This is a genomic window from Virgibacillus sp. NKC19-3, from assembly GCF_019837165.1.
Classification (GTDB): domain Bacteria; phylum Bacillota; class Bacilli; order Bacillales; family Amphibacillaceae; genus Virgibacillus_L; species Virgibacillus_L saliphilus.
Genome location: NZ_JAGYHC010000001.1, coordinates 3,837,127 through 3,857,068, shown reverse-complemented (window position 1 = coordinate 3,857,068; position 19,942 = coordinate 3,837,127). Strand labels below are relative to the sequence as shown.

23 protein-coding genes and 1 pseudogene are annotated in these 19,942 nt (G+C 39.4%); 17 read left to right on the top strand and 7 right to left on the bottom strand.

Annotated features, from left to right (window positions below; translation table 11 throughout):
* Nucleotides 1-23: 23 nt before the first annotated feature.
* On the bottom strand, nucleotides 24-1,085 hold the full coding sequence (locus KFZ56_RS18375; protein WP_222643627.1) for an NAD(P)/FAD-dependent oxidoreductase: 1,062 nt from the start codon (nucleotides 1,083-1,085) through the stop codon (nucleotides 24-26).
* Between the two features lie 258 nt (nucleotides 1,086-1,343).
* Between KFZ56_RS18375 and KFZ56_RS18370 the strand changes: the two genes are divergently transcribed.
* The 3 genes from KFZ56_RS18370 to KFZ56_RS18360 all read left to right on the top strand — a co-directional run bounded on the left by KFZ56_RS18370 (nucleotide 1,344) and on the right by KFZ56_RS18360 (nucleotide 2,479).
* Nucleotides 1,344-1,508: a hypothetical protein gene (locus tag KFZ56_RS18370; protein WP_222643626.1), complete on the top strand. Its 165-nt coding sequence runs from the start codon at nucleotides 1,344-1,346 to the stop codon at nucleotides 1,506-1,508.
* A gap of 464 nt (nucleotides 1,509-1,972) precedes the next feature.
* Nucleotides 1,973-2,311: a hypothetical protein gene (locus tag KFZ56_RS18365; protein ID WP_255585226.1), complete on the top strand. Its 339-nt coding sequence runs from the start codon at nucleotides 1,973-1,975 to the stop codon at nucleotides 2,309-2,311.
* Nucleotides 2,312-2,326: 15 nt separating this feature from the next.
* Complete coding sequence (locus KFZ56_RS18360; protein ID WP_222643625.1) at nucleotides 2,327-2,479, top strand: hypothetical protein; 153 nt, start codon at nucleotides 2,327-2,329, stop codon at nucleotides 2,477-2,479.
* A gap of 568 nt (nucleotides 2,480-3,047) precedes the next feature.
* On the opposite strand, the gene modB is transcribed toward KFZ56_RS18360, so the two are convergent.
* Together modB and modA are read right to left on the bottom strand one after the other, a co-directional pair.
* Nucleotides 3,048-3,716, bottom strand: a complete 669-nt coding sequence (gene modB, locus KFZ56_RS18355) for a molybdate ABC transporter permease subunit (protein ID WP_222643623.1) — start codon at nucleotides 3,714-3,716, stop codon at nucleotides 3,048-3,050.
* Nucleotides 3,697-4,506, bottom strand: a complete 810-nt coding sequence (gene modA, locus KFZ56_RS18350; RefSeq protein WP_222643621.1) for a molybdate ABC transporter substrate-binding protein — start codon at nucleotides 4,504-4,506, stop codon at nucleotides 3,697-3,699. The genes modB and modA overlap by 20 nt, the downstream gene beginning before the upstream one ends.
* A 332-nt stretch (nucleotides 4,507-4,838) precedes the next feature.
* Between modA and KFZ56_RS18345 the strand changes: the two genes are divergently transcribed.
* The gene (locus KFZ56_RS18345; protein ID WP_222643620.1) at nucleotides 4,839-5,774 is read left to right on the top strand and encodes a substrate-binding domain-containing protein; all 936 of its coding nucleotides are present in this window, start codon (nucleotides 4,839-4,841) and stop codon (nucleotides 5,772-5,774) included.
* 44 nt (nucleotides 5,775-5,818) lie between these two features.
* Here the strand turns inward: KFZ56_RS18345 and KFZ56_RS18340 are convergent, their stop codons facing one another.
* Nucleotides 5,819-6,238: a hypothetical protein gene (locus tag KFZ56_RS18340; RefSeq protein WP_222643618.1), complete on the bottom strand. Its 420-nt coding sequence runs from the start codon at nucleotides 6,236-6,238 to the stop codon at nucleotides 5,819-5,821.
* Nucleotides 6,239-6,361: 123 nt separating this feature from the next.
* Nucleotides 6,362-6,760 (bottom strand): hypothetical protein, encoded by a 399-nt coding sequence (locus tag KFZ56_RS18335; RefSeq protein WP_222643616.1) that lies wholly within the window; start codon nucleotides 6,758-6,760, stop codon nucleotides 6,362-6,364.
* Between the two features lie 255 nt (nucleotides 6,761-7,015).
* Here KFZ56_RS18335 and KFZ56_RS18330 point away from each other — a divergent pair, with 255 nt between their 5' ends.
* The 5 genes and pseudogenes from KFZ56_RS18330 to KFZ56_RS18310 all read left to right on the top strand — a co-directional run bounded on the left by KFZ56_RS18330 (nucleotide 7,016) and on the right by KFZ56_RS18310 (nucleotide 11,282).
* The gene (locus tag KFZ56_RS18330; protein WP_222643614.1) at nucleotides 7,016-7,474 is read left to right on the top strand and encodes an ASCH domain-containing protein; all 459 of its coding nucleotides are present in this window, start codon (nucleotides 7,016-7,018) and stop codon (nucleotides 7,472-7,474) included.
* Between the two features lie 40 nt (nucleotides 7,475-7,514).
* Nucleotides 7,515-7,958, top strand: coding sequence for a YrvL family regulatory protein (locus KFZ56_RS18325; RefSeq protein ID WP_222643612.1), 444 nt, complete (start codon nucleotides 7,515-7,517; stop codon nucleotides 7,956-7,958).
* Nucleotides 7,959-8,089: 131 nt separating this feature from the next.
* Nucleotides 8,090-9,133 (top strand): ArsR/SmtB family transcription factor, encoded by a 1,044-nt coding sequence (locus KFZ56_RS18320; protein WP_222643611.1) that lies wholly within the window; start codon nucleotides 8,090-8,092, stop codon nucleotides 9,131-9,133.
* 37 nt (nucleotides 9,134-9,170) lie between these two features.
* Nucleotides 9,171-10,390, top strand: a pseudogene (locus tag KFZ56_RS18315) (MFS transporter).
* Nucleotides 10,391-10,493: 103 nt separating this feature from the next.
* A complete protein-coding gene (locus KFZ56_RS18310) occupies nucleotides 10,494-11,282 on the top strand; it encodes a carbon-nitrogen family hydrolase (protein WP_222643609.1) in 789 nt (262 codons plus the stop codon).
* A 44-nt stretch (nucleotides 11,283-11,326) separates the two neighbouring features.
* Here KFZ56_RS18310 and KFZ56_RS18305 read toward each other — a convergent pair whose 3' ends face one another.
* Nucleotides 11,327-12,013, bottom strand: coding sequence for a universal stress protein (locus KFZ56_RS18305; protein ID WP_222643603.1), 687 nt, complete (start codon nucleotides 12,011-12,013; stop codon nucleotides 11,327-11,329).
* A gap of 532 nt (nucleotides 12,014-12,545) precedes the next feature.
* Here KFZ56_RS18305 and KFZ56_RS18300 point away from each other — a divergent pair.
* From KFZ56_RS18300 to KFZ56_RS18265, 8 genes are all read left to right on the top strand, one after another.
* Entirely contained in the window at nucleotides 12,546-14,951 is a 2,406-nt protein-coding gene (locus KFZ56_RS18300) for a Na+/H+ antiporter subunit A (RefSeq protein ID WP_222643600.1), read from the top strand.
* Nucleotides 14,938-15,360: a Na(+)/H(+) antiporter subunit B gene (locus KFZ56_RS18295; protein ID WP_222643599.1), complete on the top strand. Its 423-nt coding sequence runs from the start codon at nucleotides 14,938-14,940 to the stop codon at nucleotides 15,358-15,360. Before KFZ56_RS18300 ends, KFZ56_RS18295 begins: the two co-directional genes overlap by 14 nt.
* A 3-nt stretch (nucleotides 15,361-15,363) precedes the next feature.
* Entirely contained in the window at nucleotides 15,364-15,702 is a 339-nt protein-coding gene (locus KFZ56_RS18290) for a Na(+)/H(+) antiporter subunit C (RefSeq protein WP_222643596.1), read from the top strand.
* Complete coding sequence (locus tag KFZ56_RS18285; RefSeq protein ID WP_222643595.1) at nucleotides 15,695-17,173, top strand: Na+/H+ antiporter subunit D; 1,479 nt, start codon at nucleotides 15,695-15,697, stop codon at nucleotides 17,171-17,173. Before KFZ56_RS18290 ends, KFZ56_RS18285 begins: the two co-directional genes overlap by 8 nt.
* 22 nt (nucleotides 17,174-17,195) lie before the next feature.
* Complete coding sequence (locus KFZ56_RS18280; protein ID WP_222643594.1) at nucleotides 17,196-17,678, top strand: Na+/H+ antiporter subunit E; 483 nt, start codon at nucleotides 17,196-17,198, stop codon at nucleotides 17,676-17,678.
* Nucleotides 17,678-17,962, top strand: coding sequence for a Na(+)/H(+) antiporter subunit F1 (locus KFZ56_RS18275; protein ID WP_222643593.1), 285 nt, complete (start codon nucleotides 17,678-17,680; stop codon nucleotides 17,960-17,962). Before KFZ56_RS18280 ends, KFZ56_RS18275 begins: the two co-directional genes overlap by 1 nt.
* A 55-nt stretch (nucleotides 17,963-18,017) precedes the next feature.
* Nucleotides 18,018-18,419, top strand: a complete 402-nt coding sequence (locus KFZ56_RS18270) for a Na+/H+ antiporter subunit G (protein ID WP_304956698.1) — start codon at nucleotides 18,018-18,020, stop codon at nucleotides 18,417-18,419.
* A gap of 91 nt (nucleotides 18,420-18,510) precedes the next feature.
* Nucleotides 18,511-18,780 (top strand): hypothetical protein, encoded by a 270-nt coding sequence (locus KFZ56_RS18265; protein WP_222643592.1) that lies wholly within the window; start codon nucleotides 18,511-18,513, stop codon nucleotides 18,778-18,780.
* A 70-nt stretch (nucleotides 18,781-18,850) separates the two neighbouring features.
* Here the strand turns inward: KFZ56_RS18265 and KFZ56_RS18260 are convergent, their stop codons facing one another.
* Nucleotides 18,851-19,762, bottom strand: a complete 912-nt coding sequence (locus tag KFZ56_RS18260; RefSeq protein ID WP_222643591.1) for a nuclease-related domain-containing protein — start codon at nucleotides 19,760-19,762, stop codon at nucleotides 18,851-18,853.
* Between the last annotated feature and the right edge of the window lie 180 nt (nucleotides 19,763-19,942).

Here is a 19,942-nt window from a genome sequence, read left to right as displayed (position 1 = left end):
ATCTGAAATTATGGCTCTTTCCATTAATGGCGCTTGTTCAACCAAAGTACGCCAGACTTAGCCAATCGTGGCAGGTATCCGGTTACGGATTTTTGCATCATATTGCCAAATCCATCTGATTTTCCTAAGGATCCGAGCGTGCCTTTCAGTTTTATTTCTTTTGGCTTGACTGGTTCTTTATCCTGCAATACAGCCAGTAACACCTCAGCGATTTGTTCTCCCTGCTGTCCTGCTAGTTGTGCGCTTGGTGAATGATAAGATGACGCACAGTCGCCAACGACATAAATATGTTCCTGCCCTGGAACTTGGAAATAATCATTCACCACAATTTTTTCTTGTTCATCTTTTTCAAGCGGTAATTCCCTTACTAAATAATTCGGCCGTACGCCTGCTGTCCAAATCGTGACGTCATCCACATAACATACGCCTTTGTTGCACACGCCTTGTTCCTCTACATATTCCACCCTGGAGTGGTGAAAAACGTCAACATCATTTTTTACAAACCATTCTTGTACGTACTCCTGAACTTTTGTATCAAATGCCTTTAATACAGACTCTCCCCTGTCTAGTAATCGGATATTTAGATCTTTTCTACTTTCCCTAATTTCAGAAGCGACTTCGATACCGCTCAGACCTGCACCAACGATGGTGACTTTTCCATAAGCATCCAGATTACCGACTGCCAGTCCTGTCCGTCTGGCCTTGGCGAATGTTTGGACACTATGTGTGAACTCCGCTGCCCCTTTAACGCCATGATAATCATCCTCACAACCTAACCCAATCACTAAGTAATCATAAGAAATCGGGTTGTCGTTTTCTCTGATCCAAATTTGCCTGTTGCCAGTATCAATTTTCGTGATTTCTCCATAAACGTAATTCACTCGTTTATCATCGGGGAAATCCATGCGTACATCCCTCTCTGCTGAGGTTCCCGCCGCAATTGTATAAAATTCTGTTTTTACGGAATGATATGGATTTCTATCCATCATTGTAATATGTATATCTTCAGGCAACTGATGTTCCAATAAGCCTGTCAAGACTTTAAGTCCACCATAGCCGCCCCCTAAAATGACTAGTCTTTTCATAACAAAATCTCCCCCATACGAATGATCCATATAAAACGCTTTCCCTTTCTAAGCGTAACAAAAAAACGCGTGTTTAACTACCCGGAGTTGAATAATTTCAACAAGTAAAGGGACGCGTTCTTTTGCCCCTTGGTATAATGCTTCATCCATCCATTCTTCATGAATTCAGAATTTGAAAATGAATTTAAAAATAGTTCGAAGGTTATGTTAAAATGGGTGGAGATTGAAAATGTACTGAAGGAATGAAGGGGGATTTTATTGCTATACGATCGTGCGAATAAAACGCTTACTACGAATAGACTAGTATTAAGACTGTTTCAGACGTCAGATGCAGTGGATGTTGCTAGATTAGTAAACAATTATACTATTTATAAAAACACTTTATATCTAAATCTTGTATTATCAGAGGTGAATCATGTTTAAAATAATGGTTTTGATTCTCTTTTTAGTTCTTCTATATGTGGTATTAAAAGGAGAAAAAAGAGGTATAAAAATTACCATTCTCTCTTATTTTACGTTATTATCTATCCTATTTACGGTTGGAATTAGGTATATTTCTATTAATTATCACTTATACGATGGGCCCGTAGATGGAGGCTTCGGAAAACTTTTTACTTGGGTAAGTGCTTTTTCATATTTATACATTGTCCCCTTATTTTTGATAATGGCATACAGATTATTTCGCTTAACCCAAAATTGGTTTGATAGGTCGTGGGCAAGAGTTATGATGTACCTATTTTGGCTTGTTGTATTGATGGGCTTCGGTTATATATCCTTCTTTATTTTTATACTGACTTTCTATGGATTTGCCCCTTAATTGGTTCAAATTATTGAATGAATTATGTTAAAATTAAGTCAGGTTATTCTTATTGTAGGGGGTGAGTTTGTTGGAATTGGATAAGGATGCTTATGTTAAAGCCAATAACGCTGAGGAGCTGCTTACCGCATTGACGAATAAGGAGTGGCATATTATCATTCAAGGCGATTATAAAAAAGAATTTGAAGAAAACACGCAACTGCCGCTTTCGGAGAAGGAGCAAATGGGATTTCACCTTGGGTCACGCGGTATGATTTCCATTTGGGGAGAATTTGTTTTCCAATTTATCAATAGATGGAAATCGGGCAGCAAACAACAAAAGAAAATTGACAGCAGGATACGCAAATACAACGTAAAAAAAGAGGACGAACAAGAAATTCATTTATCCCTGCGTCAATTGGAGTATTAGAAGAAGGGCGACACGTTGGGAGCAGAGAAGGTGTATCTAACGTTGCAAAAAGATGATTTTGAGTTGGCTAGGTTTATGAACACGAAAGTTGCTGAAAAGAAGACTCATCCGGGTAATGAAGTCCCGTTCAGAGCAGAAATCCAAAAGAAAGGTCACTCATTCGGGTAATGAAGCCCCATTCAGAGCGGAAATCCAAAAGAAAGGTCACTCATCGGGTTGATGAAGTCCCGTACAGAGCGGAAATCCAAAAGAAAGGTCACTCATTCGGGTAATGAAGCCCCATTCAGAGCGGAAATCCAAAAGAAAGGTCACTCATCGGGTTGATGAAGTCCCGTACAGAGCGGAAATCCAAAAGAAAGGTCACTCATTCGGGTAATGAAGTCCCGTACAGAGCGGAAATCCAAAAGAAAGGTCACTCATTCGGGTAATGAAGCCCCATTCAGAGCGGAAATCCAAAAGAAAGGTCACTCATTCGGGTAATGAAGCCCCATTCAGAGCAGAACGCCCTGGGCATCGTCATTCATCCGAGTAATGAGGCATTACTTCATCAGAACCGGGGGACCTGATCTGTACGTTATTTATCGGGAAAAGTTCGGGAAATGGTATAAAAAAGAACGCCTATCCCTAATTTTGCAGATAACAAAAAAGCCAAAATCACTATAAATACTGGTTTTTGGCTTTTTTTATTTATCATACATTATCGATAATGATCTCTGACAGGGAGATTTTATAAATGTTATCCTTGTTTTTTCTGGACAATTAGGAGCATCACAAAGGAGATGATGATCATAGAAATGACCCAGGCCCAAGCCATTTCCATATTCCCGGAATTCAGGGCTATATAAATGGCTGTAGGAATGGTCTGCGTTTCTCCTGGAATATTGCCTGCAAACATTAAAGTAGCACCAAATTCCCCTAAAGCGCGCGTGAAACTTAAAATACTTCCGGAGATAAGTGACGTTGAGGCTAGAGGAATCGAAATCAAAAGTACTATTTTCCTCTCTGTTGCGCCGTCTACCCTTGCTGCTTCTTCAATGCTCGGATCTACTCCTCTAAATCCCGATTTCGCTGATTGGTACATAAGCGGGAATGCGACAACAGCAGATGCAATCACGGCAGCTACCCAAGTAAAAATAACAGGCTGATGAAAAAGCCATTCGATAGCCTGTCCCGCTATGCTATTCCTTCCAAAGATAACAATAAGCAAGAATCCAACTACCGTAGGCGGAAGCACCATAGGGAGCATAAGGATCGTCTCCAAAACAGCTTCTCCCCTGAATTTTTTTCGAGCTAAAATCCGGCCAGCCAAGGTTCCCAATATAATTACGATGATGCCGGCTAACAAAGCAACTTTTAAGGACAGCCATATCGGGCGTAAAAATTCCTCAGTCAGTAGTAAATCCATATTCCTCAAACACCTTCAATGCCGTATCGCTCTGCAGGAAGTTATAAAAATCCTCAGCTGCCTCGTAATGTTCGGAGTCCTTGAGAATGCCGACTGGATATGTAATTGGTGCATGTGTATCGGAAGCCGCCGTTGAAACGATATTGACCTCATCAGAAATCAAAGCATCTGTCTTATATACCATTCCTGCATCAACATTTTTAGTTTCTACATAGGATAATACCTGTCTGACATCTTTCGCGTACACGATTTTTGGCTCGATTTCTTCCCATAAGTCCATATTTTCAAGGGATTCCTTGGCATACTCTCCTGCGGGTACCGATTCAGGAGTCCCAATGGCAATACTTTCTGCCTCTGATGTTGCAAGATCCGCAAAGTCTGTAACCGCCTCTTCCTCCTCTGGGACAATCATTACGAGTTCATTCCCGAGTAGAGCTTTACCATCTTCTTCTGCAATATCTCCGTTACTAACCAATATATCAAATTTATCTTCTGCCGCTGAAAAAAATAGATCAGCCGGTGCGCCTTGGGAGATTTGCTGCTGGAGTGAACCAGAACTTCCAAAATTAAATTTCAGATCTACTTCGGGATGCTCCTCTTGGTAAATTGCCTGTATCTCGTCCATGGCATCATTCAAACTTGCCGCCGCTGAAATGGTCAGTTCAACCTCCTCCTCTGTTTCCGTCTCCGTATTATCAGAGGATTGGTCTGTGCTCTGATCATTTGCACATGCCGTGACAATCAAAAGTAAACATAATAGAATGCCGATGAACGTAAACTGTTTTTGCATGCTTTCCACCTCTGTAGATATAATTGATTATATCTTACTATAACTAGTTATAAAAAGAAATGACTTTCATCACGCTTCTTTAGAAAATTCATCCATGTGAAATAGAAATTGGCGTATTTTTCCTATAGTAGATTTGTAGTATTCTGCGTATCTAACCATATAATAGATTTTAGAAGGAATGTCGTCTAGAATTGAACTCATGTACAATAGAAAGACACGTTAAAAAAATATCATTTATAACTATTTATATCTTATTATAATATAATACAATTTAACAAAATAATTCACCAATATAACCTGTTCAAGTTATAATAAAAGAGGGGAGTGATTGAATGGATACTAATACATACTATACCATTGAAGAGGTTTCTCAATTTCTAAAGATATCAAAATTGACTGTTTATGATCTAATCAAAAAAGAAGAGCTTGTCGCTATTCGAGTTGGAAGGCAAATGAGGGTGGAGCAACAAGAGCTTGAAAGATATAAATCGAGAAATAAAACAGGTATCGTGCAAGAAGAAAACTATGCCTCAGGGGAAAATATGGGGTCTAGTAATAATCACAATAAACAGGTAGTCATTAGTGGTCAAGATGTCGTTTTAGATATGTTAAGTAAATATATTGAAACACATACATCTCTTGCCCCTTTACGATTGTATAATGGCAGCTTAAACAGTCTGGTTTCTATGTATCAGGGAGGATGTGATGTTGTTAGTGTCCATCTGTATGACGGGGATACAGGGAAATATAATCTGCCCTATGTCAAATCGCTATTGGTGAACCATCCCTTCATACTCATTAATCTAGTTTGTAGAAATGCAGGGATTTATGTTAAACAAGGAAACCCGCAAAACATAAAAGGGTGGAGTGATTTAGCTAAGTCGCAGATCACGATTGCTAATCGTGAAAAGGGCTCGGGAGCCAGAGCCTTACTTGATGAACAGCTACGAATGAATGGTATCTCTGCCCGTTCACTAAAAGGATATGAAAATGAGTTGAACAGCCATTTTTCCGTGGCTTCAGCTGTGGCTAGTGGACAAGCTGATGCAGGTGTTGGGATCGAAAACGCATCCAACATGATTAATGTAGACTTTATCCCTCTAATTAAGGAGCAATATGATTTAGTTATTTTAAAAACGAAGGAAAACGAGGAGTTAATCAAAATCATTAAGGCAGCCGTTAGTTCTACAGAATACCGCTCTCAATTAGACCAATTACGTGGCTATGATCTCAGTCTTACCGGCAAAGTTATATACGAAACGTTGTGAAGCGGATGTCCTGATTTTTAATTTCTGCTCTTCCCAATAGTTAATTATTTAAATTGTATCGAGACTAATTTTTCTTCTAGATATTCAGATGTATCAGATAAGGTTATAAGTGCTTCAGAATCATTGTTCCATTTCACAGATACATCTGAATTTTTAAGGGGACGCCCATTATTATCAATCTGAACTTCTTTCTCTTTTTCCCCATATTTCATTCTTACGGTGGATACTCCGTGTAAAAAAGGTCTTCCTATTTCGTATATCTCAATTGTATTTATACTACTTGGCGATTCACTGATTTCAAGTGTTTTTTCTTTATATCTCATGTCATAAAGATGTGAAATAACTGGCCATAATATTAATAATGCAAGTATAATAATAGAACTTAACAAAATGATGAGGAAGCCCCATGATGTTTTTTCTTTATTACGTTGTATTTTTTCTTCAAATCCTTCATCAAAACTCATTTATATGCCGTCCCTTTGTAAAATTTATACCACAGTCTTATATTCTAAATTCGATCATTATAGATGGTTCTATTAACTAAGCCAAAATTATGTACATTAAAAACGGTGTTTAATAATATTAAGTCATTCAAAGTTTATCTTAACTTCTTCATCATCTTGATAATTTCCTTTTAGAGTTACGATTGCTTCATAATCATCATTCCAACTTACAGATACATTACTAGGTCCAAGAGGTTCCCCTCCATTACTAAGTCTAATGTCTTTATGATCTCTTCCATATTTAATTCTTACTGAAGATGGCCCCTTTCGAAACGCTTCTCCTTTTTCAACTATCTCAATTGTATTTATATTTCCTGGTGAATCACTTGTCTCAAGTGTCGTACCATAATCATTCCATATTAATGGGCCTAATAGAAATAACAATATCAAAACTGTAGATACTATCACAATAATAAAACATCCCCATGTTGTTCTTCCTTTCGTACGTTCTATTTCCTTTTCTAACTCTTCATCAAAACTCATTTATCTACTCCATTCTAACGTTTATTATTAAACGATGTTCAGTTAATTTTTATTACCAATTCTTTAGTAGATGATATGTTCTTTCTCCTTCTTTATAGATTAACATAATATTTCCATTTATTTCATATGTCGATCTAATTTGAGTTTTTTCCAATAGGCATGTAAAATCATCACCAAAAGTTAAACGTAATGGCTTGGCAGTAGGATACTGTTACTTTGTCTAAGATCGGAAAAAGCGAAAGGAGATCGATTGATATGAGTAACGATTCGATCGTTAACATGTGGGAAGATTATCGAAAAATGAATCCAAATGCACCGAGAGGCTATGATGCGTGGGCATTTGGTGATTCCAAAGAAATGGCTGATGAACTTGCAAAATTAGTATTAGCAGGAACGAAAACAGCAACCTCGTCTAATTATACATTATATGAACGGGATAATGAAGAATTGCCGTATGCAGGTCTTCACAATATTATCCTGGATGGTGATGGCAAGGCTGTGGCAATCATAGAGACGACAGCAGTGGAAGTACGACCTTTTGATGAGGTTTCAGCAGAACATGCGTATTTAGAAGGGGAAGGTGATCGTACCTTGGATTACTGGCGGGAAGTGCACGAAGCCTTCTTCGAAAAGGAATTTAGTCACATTAATCAGGAATTTAATGATAAAATTCCAGTTGTTTGTGAAACGTTTCAATTGGTATATAAAAAATAAACGGCGCTGCCTGAAGTGCTGGCAAAAGGAGAAACATACGGTGCCAGAACATGATCATGACTCTTTTTACAATATGAATCGAAAAGGAAAAATAGCAACAATCATTGGCATAGCACTTCTCATTATTTTAGTGATCGGTCTTGTATTGGGGATTTATTTTGTTGGTCTGACAGGGATTTTTAATTTGCTCGGCGTCGAGTATGAATCCATTTGGTCCTTGGTTCTTTTTACGATCAGCTTCTTTATCCTGGGCACGATTGTCGAACTGTTTTCCAAACCTGTATTCAAAGTGCTCGTCCAACATCTAACCGGTAAAATGGAAGTGCTTTGGACAATATTCACGATCGAAGCTGTATCGAACTGGATCGTCCTGTTCACAGTGGACGAATTTATGCAAAGCATTACCCTTTCCTTGGAAACAGAGATTATCGTTGCGTTGCTCATTGCCGCTGTAGAGATTATTTTTGATAAAGAGACGGATTAGATCATAACATTCTGAAATGAAATATTCCGGATTTAATTGGTGACCCAATTTTTATACCCTGTAATTCTATATTTATTGAATTATATATTCGATTAATATAGAATTAAGAAAAAGACAGGAGGGCGTGGATCATGGAAATTATAAATACGACAGGCAGAAAAAGAGAAAAGTATCATGTGAAAATAAAATACTCACCATTCTGGGAGTGTGCTTTAGGAATTGCGGCTATTACAAACAAACCGTTACTAGATTCCTTAGAAAGGCCTCAAAGGTATTGGCATGAAATCAAGCAGTCATTGTCAGTGGAAGTACGTGAGCATTTGGATTATGTGGAGGAAAATAATACATGGAAAGCATTGCTTCAATTATTGCATCACAGGGATTTTTCAACGTTACCGGAGTTTACAACCTTCATACAGCAGCTCTCTTCTACAGATTTTAAATGTATATGTTTGCCTTTTGTTGGAATGGAGCACCAAGCAACAAGGAAAAGAGCGGCAAGTGGAGACCCCGCCTCCATTCATGAATTGAAAGCGTTAACCGTTGATAATATGTTTTTCCCAGCGTATATAACATTTATTTGCAGTGCTGAAGTCCAAGCACTGAAGACGCATCTGATTGCTGTAATGACAGGATGGTATGAAAAGGTAATCAAGCCGGAGATAGATCAGCTTACGGCTATACTGCAAACAGACTATGAAGCAAAAGCACGTATGAAAACAAAAATGGATAGTGAAGAACTGGTTCAGTGGGCGACCGGCGGTATTCATTATGCTCCTGAGCCTAGTGTGCATAATGTGTTATTAATTCCCCATTTTATTTATCGGCCTTGGAATATTGAGGCAGATATTGAAGGGACAAAGGTATTTTACTACCCGGTTGCCAATACGAGCATTTCACCGAATGATCCCTATTTGCCAAGTAACTTTTTAGTCCTAAAGCATAAAGCATTAGCGGACGAGGTTAGACTGCGAATAGTTAAGTTACTGTTTGAGCGAAATCATTCGTTGCAGGATATTACAGATAAATTAGGAATGGGAAAGTCAACCATTCATCATCATTTGAAATTATTACGTTCTGCGCAGTTAGTTGAAATAAACGATGCAACGTATGTATTAAAGAGGAAAGCAGTTGAGTCATTAGCGAAAGAATTAGATTTATATTTCCATCAATAAGAGAGACGAGAATCTTAGATAAAAGCTGGTGTGTGCATTGAATATATTGAAAAATAGATCATTTACGCTTCTCTGGTTCGGAAATGCTGCATCTGAATTGGGAGGCGCATTTGGAACATTTTGCAATTCACTTCTCATTTATGAACTTACTGGTTCTACAATGGCTTTAGGGAGTATGTGGCTATTGTATTTACTGCCTTCTCTTGTGTTGCAATTAGTTATTGGTCCATTTATTGATAGATGGAGCCGGAAATGGATAATGATAGCCTGCCTTTGGAGTAGAGGATTCATTTTCCTTATCCCACTGATTGCATATACGATGGGGTTACTAGTGCCATGGCATATATACGCTGTCCAGTTGATGGTCGGATTCATTACGCCGTTGTATGTCCCTGCAAATCAAGCAATTCTCCCAACAATTGTGACGAAAGATCAATTGAGCACGGCAAATGCCTATGTTGATGGAATGGTTCGTCTTATGACGTTCATGGCTCCTGTTGTAGCAGGTGTGGTCATTGAGTATATTGGCGTCAATAGCACCCTGACTTTCGTTTGCGTATTACTCCTACTAAGCGGCAGTTTATTGTTGGGGACACGGGAAGAAAGAATAATGCAGGACGTCCGTAAAACATGGGTAGAGCAATTTGTTTATGGAATGCGCCTTTTTTTCAAACATCGGGTAGTTGTTTGGCTTGGAATTTTCCTGGTGTTTGTGCAGTTTGGGGTTGGCGTTACGATGGTGATCAACCTGCCTTATGTCACAGATGAATTAAACAGAGATTATGCGATGTATGGCTATTTCATGGCAGGCTTTCCTTTAGGGTATATGATTGGTTCCCTGCTTGTGGGAAAAGTGACGTTCCATCGCCGGAGAATTCCGATGTTAGGCGCCTTAGTAGTTGGAGGACTTACCTATATTAATTTAGGTGTTACACCATCCATTGTCTTTGCGATTGTTACAGAGATTGTGGCTGGTGTGGCTATGGCATTTTTTAACATTCATAACCTAACCATTTGCCAAAAGGTTACCCCCAACCACGTAATGGGAAAAGTGTTTTCTGTACGTTTATTCATTATTAGGGGAGCCTTGCCACTTGGTGTATTAGTGGGTGGAATATGGAGTGAAGTATGGGGGTAAGGCCTTTGTATATATTCATTGGGACCATGATTTGTATGATTTCCTTACTAGGCATCCTACTTCCTTATTTTAGGTTTATAGATCGTGATGTCCAAGATGATGGAGATATTGCATCCTAATCTATGCACTAAACTGTAATACAGCAATGCCTCACTAAACTTTTACAATTATCAAAACAAAGGATACAATATAATAAGACAACACAAACGGGGAGGGAAGCACATGAAACATGCGATTTACCAAATGGATATCATCGCGGGGGACCCGGAGGCGAATCGGCAGAAGGTTGAAAGATGGATACGTCAGACGATGCAGGAAGAACAACCTGACATCATTGTACTTCCGGAAATGTGGACGACAAGCTATACGTTGGCACAACTTGAGACAATAGCAGATGTGGACGGGGAGCCGACGACTTCCTTTTTAAAGGATATGGCCGCTACTTACAGTATCAATATTATCGGTGGATCTTTTGCTAATAAGAAACCGGATGGAATCTATAATTCTGGTATTGTTATTGATGCGCATGGTAACGTGATCCATGAATATGACAAGATCCATCTCGTCCCCATGTTGGATGAGCCTCGGTATTTAACAGGTGGCAAAGAGAAGGTGCAGGTTTTCGAGTTGGATGGAGTGAAAATGGGGCTGATTATTTGCTATGATCTTCGCTTTCCTGAATTAGCGAGAAGTTTAGCGCTAAAAGACGTGCAAATTTTATATGTAGTGGCAGAATGGCCATCAGCGAGAAAGGAGCATTGGAAGGCATTACAAGTTGCCAGAGCTATTGAAAATCAAATGTATGTGGTTTCCAGTAATCGTACCGGTAGCTATCAGGAGTCTGACTTCGCCGGGGCGTCTATGGTGATTGATCCATGGGGAAATGCGTTGAAGACTGGCAATGAAGTAGCGGAAGAGACAATCATAGAGGTACTCTCCTTGGAATCCGTTCCTCAAATTAGGAAGGATGTGCCGGTATTTTCAAGTAGAATTCCTGAATTGTATGATTGAAAATAGAGGCTACCTCAGTTGGATACTGGAGGTAGCCTCATTCTTTAATTTGTTTTTAAATTTGGGGGTTCTTTCATGACCCCTGTTACTTTATCCTCTGTTACATGAACCTGACAGGTTCTTCCTTCATTGTTTACAAATTTAAATACGCCGTTGTTAAAGTCTGTTCCAATTTCTTTATAGAAGATACCTTCATAGAGGTTGTTTTTCGATCTCGTAAAGCTAAGGCTATAGCCGTCTTCATCTTGTCTCAGGAAGCCGCGCACGCCTTTCTCATAGGTGATGCCATTTTCATTCGCGCCTTTCAATGTCCGATCCGTGGATACGATATGGATGTCAATGAACGTCAAATGGCGCAGGAGAACATTGACAAATGAGCCTTTTGTTATTTCTTCCCATCTATTTTGTGGGCTTTGTCCGATTACAATTTGCGTTATATTGTGGTTATGGGCTACTTCTTTGATAGTTTTGACAGATGATCGCTTTTCATTGTCACGAATAATAAATTCATCCACATCCAGTTCTTCGCATAATTCTCTCCAGCGGTCGACATAGCCGGACTTTTCTGCATCGAATTCATCATATGGAAGTGGGTCGACGGTTAACACATATAATGGACATCCGACGATTTGAGCCAACTTGTGACCACGTTTAATGAGTCTCTCACCATTTGGACCGTAATACACACAAACCAGAATGCTTTCATCCATCCGACCTTTTATTTTTTTCATGACGGCAATCACCTCTTTAATTGTTCATGTAATTCACTCGCTAAGATTACCGAGTGTGTGTATCAAACCTAGATATTGTAACACGATAATAATGGTTGTCAATCCCTTATCTTAAGAATTTTTTCAAGGGGTCATGGATTCACTTTCATCTATCATAGTCGATGTTTACCAAATTTACTATAGAAAAGGTTAAATTGGAATGAAATGGCTTTACAAATGCATTGAAAATGGATTTCGTGTATAATTAACTTGTTAGGCTATCATTCATCTTATGTTACATGTGAGATTGAAGTGTATTTCCCACGATACATGAACATGCTGTCTTGTATAATGAACTCCCAAATCATCTCTATAAAATTGGGACCCATCATGCATTTTTCCACATAGGACTGGTTGCATGTGATTATTTAATCATATTTTTCCAGTATATGCCACCGATTATCCATTGTTAACGAGAAACCATAATAGGGAGTTACATCAATTATCATTAGGCTGTCCTCATGAGCCCTTAGTTTGAAATGGAGGTTAGAATTTGTTGTCTGTGAATTTGGTAATCATCATTCCATTTCTGATTGCCATTATTATTCCGTTTATCAATAAAAAATTAACACGCGTCCATATCGGTTGGATCGTTCTTCTTGTGCCTGCTGGATTATTTATTGCCTTGGCAAGTTATATTCCATCTATCGCAAGTGGACAAACGTTTGCCCATACCATCCAGTGGATCCCAACCTTTGGTGTGAACTTTACCACCTATCTTGATGGACTCAGCTTAATATTTGGACTTTTAATCACTGGAGTAGGTGCACTCGTTGTTCACTATTCCATCTACTATTTATCCTCAAAAGAATCATTGAATAATTTTTATATCTATTTACTACTATTTATGGGGGCTATGCTTGGGGTTATCTTTTCAGATAACATCATGGTTTTATATGTGTTCTGGGAATTAACAAGCATTTCATCTTTCTTATTAATTGCTTTTTGGTATCACCGCAAAAGGTCAAGAGAGGGTGCGCAGAAATCGTTACTGATTACGGTCACCGGGGGTTTTGCAATGCTGATTTCCTTTATCATGCTTTACGTGATTACAGGTACACTCAGTGTACGGGAAATTATTGGAGTAATTCCGGATCATACGGATCACGTACTCTTCATACCTGCGATGCTGCTGCTTTTACTTGCTGCTTTTACCAAATCGGCACAATTTCCGTTTCACATCTGGTTGCCTGATGCGATGGAAGCACCAACGCCTGTCAGTGCGTACTTACACTCAGCCACAATGGTAAAAGCGGGGATTTATTTGGTTGCTCGTTTTACCCCGGTATTCGGTGGGGACGCGATTTGGTTCTGGCTTGTTACAGGTGTAGGGATTCTAACAATGTTCTGGGGTGCTTTTAATGCTGTGAAGCAGATGGATCTTAAAGCACTTTTGGCCTATTCGACTATCAGTCAACTGGGTATGATTATGAGTATGTTTGGTATGGGATCTGCCGCTCTTCACAACGGCTATTCGACGGATTCTGTTATTTATACACAGGCTACGTTTGCAGCGCTTTTTCATCTTGTAAACCATTCTACCTTTAAAGGAGCACTTTTCATGGTTGTCGGGATTGTTGACCATGAAGTGGGGACAAGGGACATTCGTAAGCTTGGCGGGTTGGTTACCTTAATGCCTGCTACATTTACAATGGCTGCCATCGGGAGTTTCTCTATGGCTGGTATACCGCCTTTTAATGGTTTCCTAAGTAAGGAGATGTTCTTTACTGTTGCATTAAACATAATGGAATTAAACATTTTCAACTTGGAAACATGGGGATCTCTTATCCCAATTTTAGGTTGGGTAGCAAGTGTGTTGACCTTTGTCTACTGTTTAATCATCGTATTTAAAACATTTCTTGGCCCTTATCAAGAAGAAAAATTGGAGCGCCCCGCACATGAGGCGCCTGTCGGGATGTTAACCGGCCCTGGTGTCCTTTCGCTTTTTGTCGTTGGTATTTTCTTTTTCCCGAATATACTCGGTGATTATTTGCTCAGACCTGCGATGAACGGCATTTTCCCCGAATTTGTCGAGGGTCTAGGTGTAGAGATTCATGCGTGGCATGGGTTTGAGTTAGAATTATTTATGACGATCGCTATCGTAGTCCTTGGAACATTGTTATTTGTAACGCTTCGTTACTGGAAAGGTATTTACAATCTGTTTCCGGAAACGTGGACGTTTAATACGCTATATAATTTTGCGCTTCATCAATTGGAGGAGAAGTCATATCCTGTGACCCGTTTCTATATGACAGGATTTCTTCATGATTACCTTGTATACATCTATCTTTTCTTTGTCGTGGTCATTGGAGGAACTTTATCTTATACGGGTGCCTTTTCCTTCGATATATCGGATAACGTTCCGATTTCGAGGTATGAATGGATTATTGTGATGGTCATGATGGTGGCTGCAGTCTCTATTCTTTTTGCAAAGTCTCGTTTAACTGCCATTATTCTTAATGGCGTGCTTGGATACTCCATTGCGGTGCTATTTGTTTTATTCCGTGCGCCGGATCTGGCACTCACGCAGCTTGTGATCGAAACAGTCACCACGGTACTGTTCTTGGTATGTTATTATTTCTTACCGGAATGGAAAAAGGAAGATGCTCCAAGGCGGTCAAAAACGAGTAACGCCATCATTTCGATTGGTGTTGGAACTGTGTTCACGACGGTTGCGCTTGCTGTACAGAATGGCAAATTATTTGAGACCATATCAGGCTACTTTGAAAATGCATATGAACTTGCCGGCGGGGAAAATATTGTAAATGCTATTTTAGGTGATTTCCGTGCATTCGATACGATGCTTGAAGTAGTTGTCCTTGTTATAGCAGGGATCGGTGTTTACACACTGATCAAGTTGAAACCTGGAAAGGAGGACAAGAACGTTGAAGATCAATAATGTTATCCTTCGCGCGGTTACGAAAATTGTTGTATTTATTATATTGACCTTGGCTGTGTTTTTATTCTTAGCCGGGCATAATAGCCCGGGAGGCGGATTTGTAGGAGGGCTTGTCCTAGCTTCTGCTTTCGTTTTACTCTTTATTGTTTTTGATATTGAAACCATTCAGCATGCGATTCCATTTGATTTTAAAAAAATTGCTGCATTAGGTGCATTTATTGCAGTAGCGACCGGGTTCGGCTCACTTCTATTTGGTGAACCCTTCTTGAGCCAGACTTTTGGCTATTTTGATATTCCTATTTACGGCGAAATGGAGCTGGCTACAGTTACTATTTTTGAGGCTGGTGTTGCGCTGGCGGTCGTAGGTGTTGTTGTAACGATTATTTTAAGTATTAGTGAGGATGTGTAATACATGGAAACGTTAATCACTATCCTAGCAGGGGTTTTGGTAACTGTTGCTACCTATCTGATTCTTTCCAGGAATCTGATCCGGGTTATTTTGGGGACGGCTATTCTTTCCCATGCTTCCCATTTGCTTATTATGACGATGGGTGGATTGAAGACAGGGAGTGTTCCTCTGCTTGGGGAAGATTCGGAGACTTTTGTTGATGCGGTCCCACAGGCACTTATTTTAACATCTATTGTAATAAGCTTTGCTGTGACGGCACTTTTCCTTGTATTGGCTTATCGGACATACCAAGAAACCGGGGCGGATAAACTCCATGAATTGAGAGGTTTTAAAGATGAATAACCTGCTTGTGCTGCTAATGGCACTCCCTGTGCTTGTGGGGATCGTACTAATCTTTCTCCGCCGGTATGTCCGGTTGCAACGTTGGATCAGTTTTAGTGTCATGATTATTAATTTTATTATAAGTATCATTCTTTTAAATCAAATTCAGGAACAAGGGCCGTTGCGGCTTGATTTTGGAGGATGGGAACCACCATTTGGCATCATGTTTGTAGCGGACTCCTTTTCTGTCATTCTTGTTTTGACAACAAGTATCGTTACGGTTGTCTGTCTGTTATATGCTTTTTCCTCGATTGGGAAATCATATGAAAATATGTTCTTTTATTCTTTTGTGAACTTCCTGGTAGCAGGTGTAAATGGTTCTTTTCTAACAGGCGATTTATTTAATCTCTATGTTTGCTTTGAGGTAATGTTGCTGGCTTCTTATGTACTTATTACATTAGGTGGGAAAAAAGTTCAACTGCGGGAATCGATCAAGTATGTCGCCATTAATGTGGTGTCTTCCTGGATTTTCCTTGTTTCTATTGCTTATTTATATGGCGCGATGGGGACACTTAATTTTGCACATTTGTCAGAGCGAATTGCTGAATCAGGCCAGACGCCTTTGTTAACAGTGATTAGTGTTATCTTTCTCACTGTTTTCAGTTTAAAAGCGGGACTTTTCCTTTATTATTGGCTTCCGGGTTCCTATAGTGCGCCTCCTACTGCTGTTGCTGCACTGTTTGGCGCCTTGTTGACGAAGGTTGGCATATACGCAATGTTTCGTGTGTTCACGCTTCTCTTTTATCATGAACCTGCCATTACGCATACGATTATAGGCTTTTTAGCTGGGGTAACCCTAGTTGGGGGGAGTATTGGAGCAATTGCGTATAAAGATATCAGACAAATTGTTTCGTATAATGTTGTCATTGCTGTTGGGTTTATTTTAGTAGGGCTTGCTGTGATGACACCTGAGGCAATCGAAGGGTCTATTTATTATCTCATGCACGATATGATTGTGAAGGCATTATTATTCTTACTTGCAGGTACGATGATTTCTTTAACGGGTTATGTGAGAATTGATCATATGAGTGGACTTATTAAAAATTATCCGCTACTTGGCTGGATGTTCTTTATAGTAATGCTCTCCCTTGCCGGGGTTCCACCACTTAGTGGATTTATCGGGAAGTTGTTGATCGGACAAGGAGCAGTGGAAGTAGAGTCTTATTTGCTTTTAACACTTGTGTTTATCTCCAGTATATTTGTGTTATATTCACTCTTACGTGTTTTCCTGACCAGCTTTTGGGGGGAGACGCTTATTAGTGAGGACGATGAAGAACCAATGAAAAAAGGTTGGTTGATCCCATGTGTTCTTCTTACTGTAGTGACGATCGGCTTGGGACTTGGCGCAGAAACAGTCGCTGTTTATGTAGCAGATGCAGCAAATACACTATTAAATCCTGATATATATATTGATGCCGTTTTTAATGACTAAATGTGAAAAGAGGTGAATGTGAATGCCTGCCCAGTTTTTAATAAATATTTTTATTGCACTCCTATGGATGCTTTTGAATGATGAAGATGAATTACGTTTTATTACATTTTTAACCGGGTATCTAGTCGGTGCTGCTATTGTATTCTTAATGCATCGTCTTTTTGGGGAACGGTTTTACCTAGCTCGATTCTTTGCAGTCATTAAATTGTTGTTTATTTTTAACGTGGAAATCATCCAGTCGAGTGTGCATGTGATTAAGCATATACTAAGTCCAAAAATACACATCAGACCGGGAATCTTCAAATATGAAACAGAGCTGAGAGGGGAATGGGAAATTGCTGCACTCGCGCTGCTTCTGACGTTAACGCCGGGATCCGTGGTGCTTGAGGTAACGCCTGATGGGGATGCATTCTACATTCATGCGATGGATGTTGAACAATCGAAAGATAATTTAATACGATCGCTATATACATTTGAAAAAGCTATTATGGAGGTGACTCGCTGATGATAGAAACGATGCTCTTTACTGCGCTTACTTTATTCGGTATAGCGATAGCGATTGCCTTGTTTCGCATTGTCATTGGTCCCAGTTTGCCAGATCGGGTCGTAGCGCTTGATATGATTGGGGTCAATCTTGTATCAGGGATCGCTATTATATCTGTTTTGCTTGGGACGAAGTCGTTTCTTGAAGTTATATTAATACTGGCAATTCTGGCATTTATTAGTACGATTGCCTTCTCGAAATACATTGAGAGGGGTGTTATCATTGAACGTAAACGCGATAGTTGACGTGGGAAGTACGAGTGCGAACAGGGGGATGTTTCTGTCTTTTGTGAATATGCCATTGAGCGTAAGTGATATAGTTGAATTCCTAGGTGTACTACTTATTTTAATCGGTAGTATTATGGCTGTCATTAGTGCGATTGGCATCATACGCTTTCCGGATGTATATACACGCTCTCATGCTGGTACCAAAAGTTCTACACTAGCTGTACTTTTGACACTATTAGGAGCACTGATCTTCTTTTGGGTACGTGACTCGTTTAGTGTACGTCTCATTTTAGGAATTGTGTTTGTATTCCTAACGGCTCCTGTATCGGGACATCTCATTAGTCGAGCTGCATACCGGGCTAGAGTAAAGATGTCTGATTTAACGGTCGAGGATGAGTTAGGCGACGCTATCCGAGCATATGAAGAAGATAACGATGATAGTGACAAGGAAGCAAAAGGCGATAAAGGGGAGTAACTGATGAGAGTTGCTTGCCTTTTTTAATGGCTTTTAGATGGGGTCGGAAGTTGTAGAAAGGTAAGTTATCAAGGTATATGGATTGTCATGTATGAGAGGGAAGAAGTCAAGTACATGGAAGGGAGCAAAACGAGAATCCATGTACGAGAGAGAAGAAGTCAGGTACATGGAAGGGAGCAAAACGAGAATCCATGTACGAGAGGGAAGAAGTCAAGTACATGTAAAGGGAGCAAAACGAGAATCCATGTACGAGAGGGAAGAAGTCAGGTACATGGAAAGGGAGCAAAACGAGAATCCATGTACGAGAGAGAAGAAGTCAGGTACATGGAAAGGGGTAAATCGACCAAACCATGTACGATAGAAAGCCTGACTCGATATGTTCAAGGTGAAATATAGGAACAGTGGGGTAGCAACTTCACAATATCTATAAACTAGTAATAGTAAGTCCACCGATGGTTACGTACTACATGTAAATGCTGAGACAATATCCGAATGATCGTCCTTTTTGATTTCACCACACGACACCAGTCATGAATGATGTTGGTTGTAACTTTTTGCTCTGGAAAGAGAAGCTGGAATTCTTTGACTGCTCGCATGACTGCGGTTGAAATAGCTTCCTTACTTTTGCAGTGTTCACATATACATGTCGATCCTTTAATGGAAATGGCAAAAGAATTACATTTCAGACAGGTCACCCCCTTTTGAAGTTGGTCATAGCTGTAAATTGGTAATTGCTTATAGGGAGAATCATGAATATGGAGAGATAGTAATTGATCTGCCAGTCGAAAATGGTTTCTATTTAATTTTGACGCTATCATGTTGCATTGTTTCATATATCGCTTGATCTGGTTGGGGTAAATAAAGGGCTTATGGAGAGGTGCCTGGTATAAAGTGAATTCGCTATTAATAAAAACAACTAAGCCTTCAATTGGGATGGTATATCGATACTTGGTCAGCAGTTGACTTAATAAAGATGTACTTCTTGCCAACTGGTGCAAGGGGTTAACAATTTCCTGCTGAGGTGTTTTGTGAAATTTCTCAGATGGAGCATCATACACAAAGTCTCCCTCGTAATTCTTCACTTCATAAAAATATATTTTATCCGCGGTTATGATTAATGAATCAATTTGAAAGATAGTGTTATTCATTTTCAGTAGCAAATCATTTAGTATGAGGCAGTCACATTGAAGTGTTTCCGTCCATGCATCAAAATTCAATTCTCCTTCGAAACCTTTGTGTAAATGTAGAAAATACTGCTTGTCTTTGGGGGATAATTTCATGCGAAGGTGGAGGCGTTTCAAGGTTTGTAATTCAGCAGAAATCGTTCGGGGTTTATATAGCATTGTACAATTCCTTTCTATTTTAAGATGTCTATTCTATTTTACAAAAAATAATAAAATAATGCCATTATTTTATCAATATTTGTTTAAAAGGTTCATTCATAGGAGGATTCTGACTACGATACCATTTTCATTCACAGCATGCTAGGCAACCGTATATAATGGGTGGATGAATTTTATTGG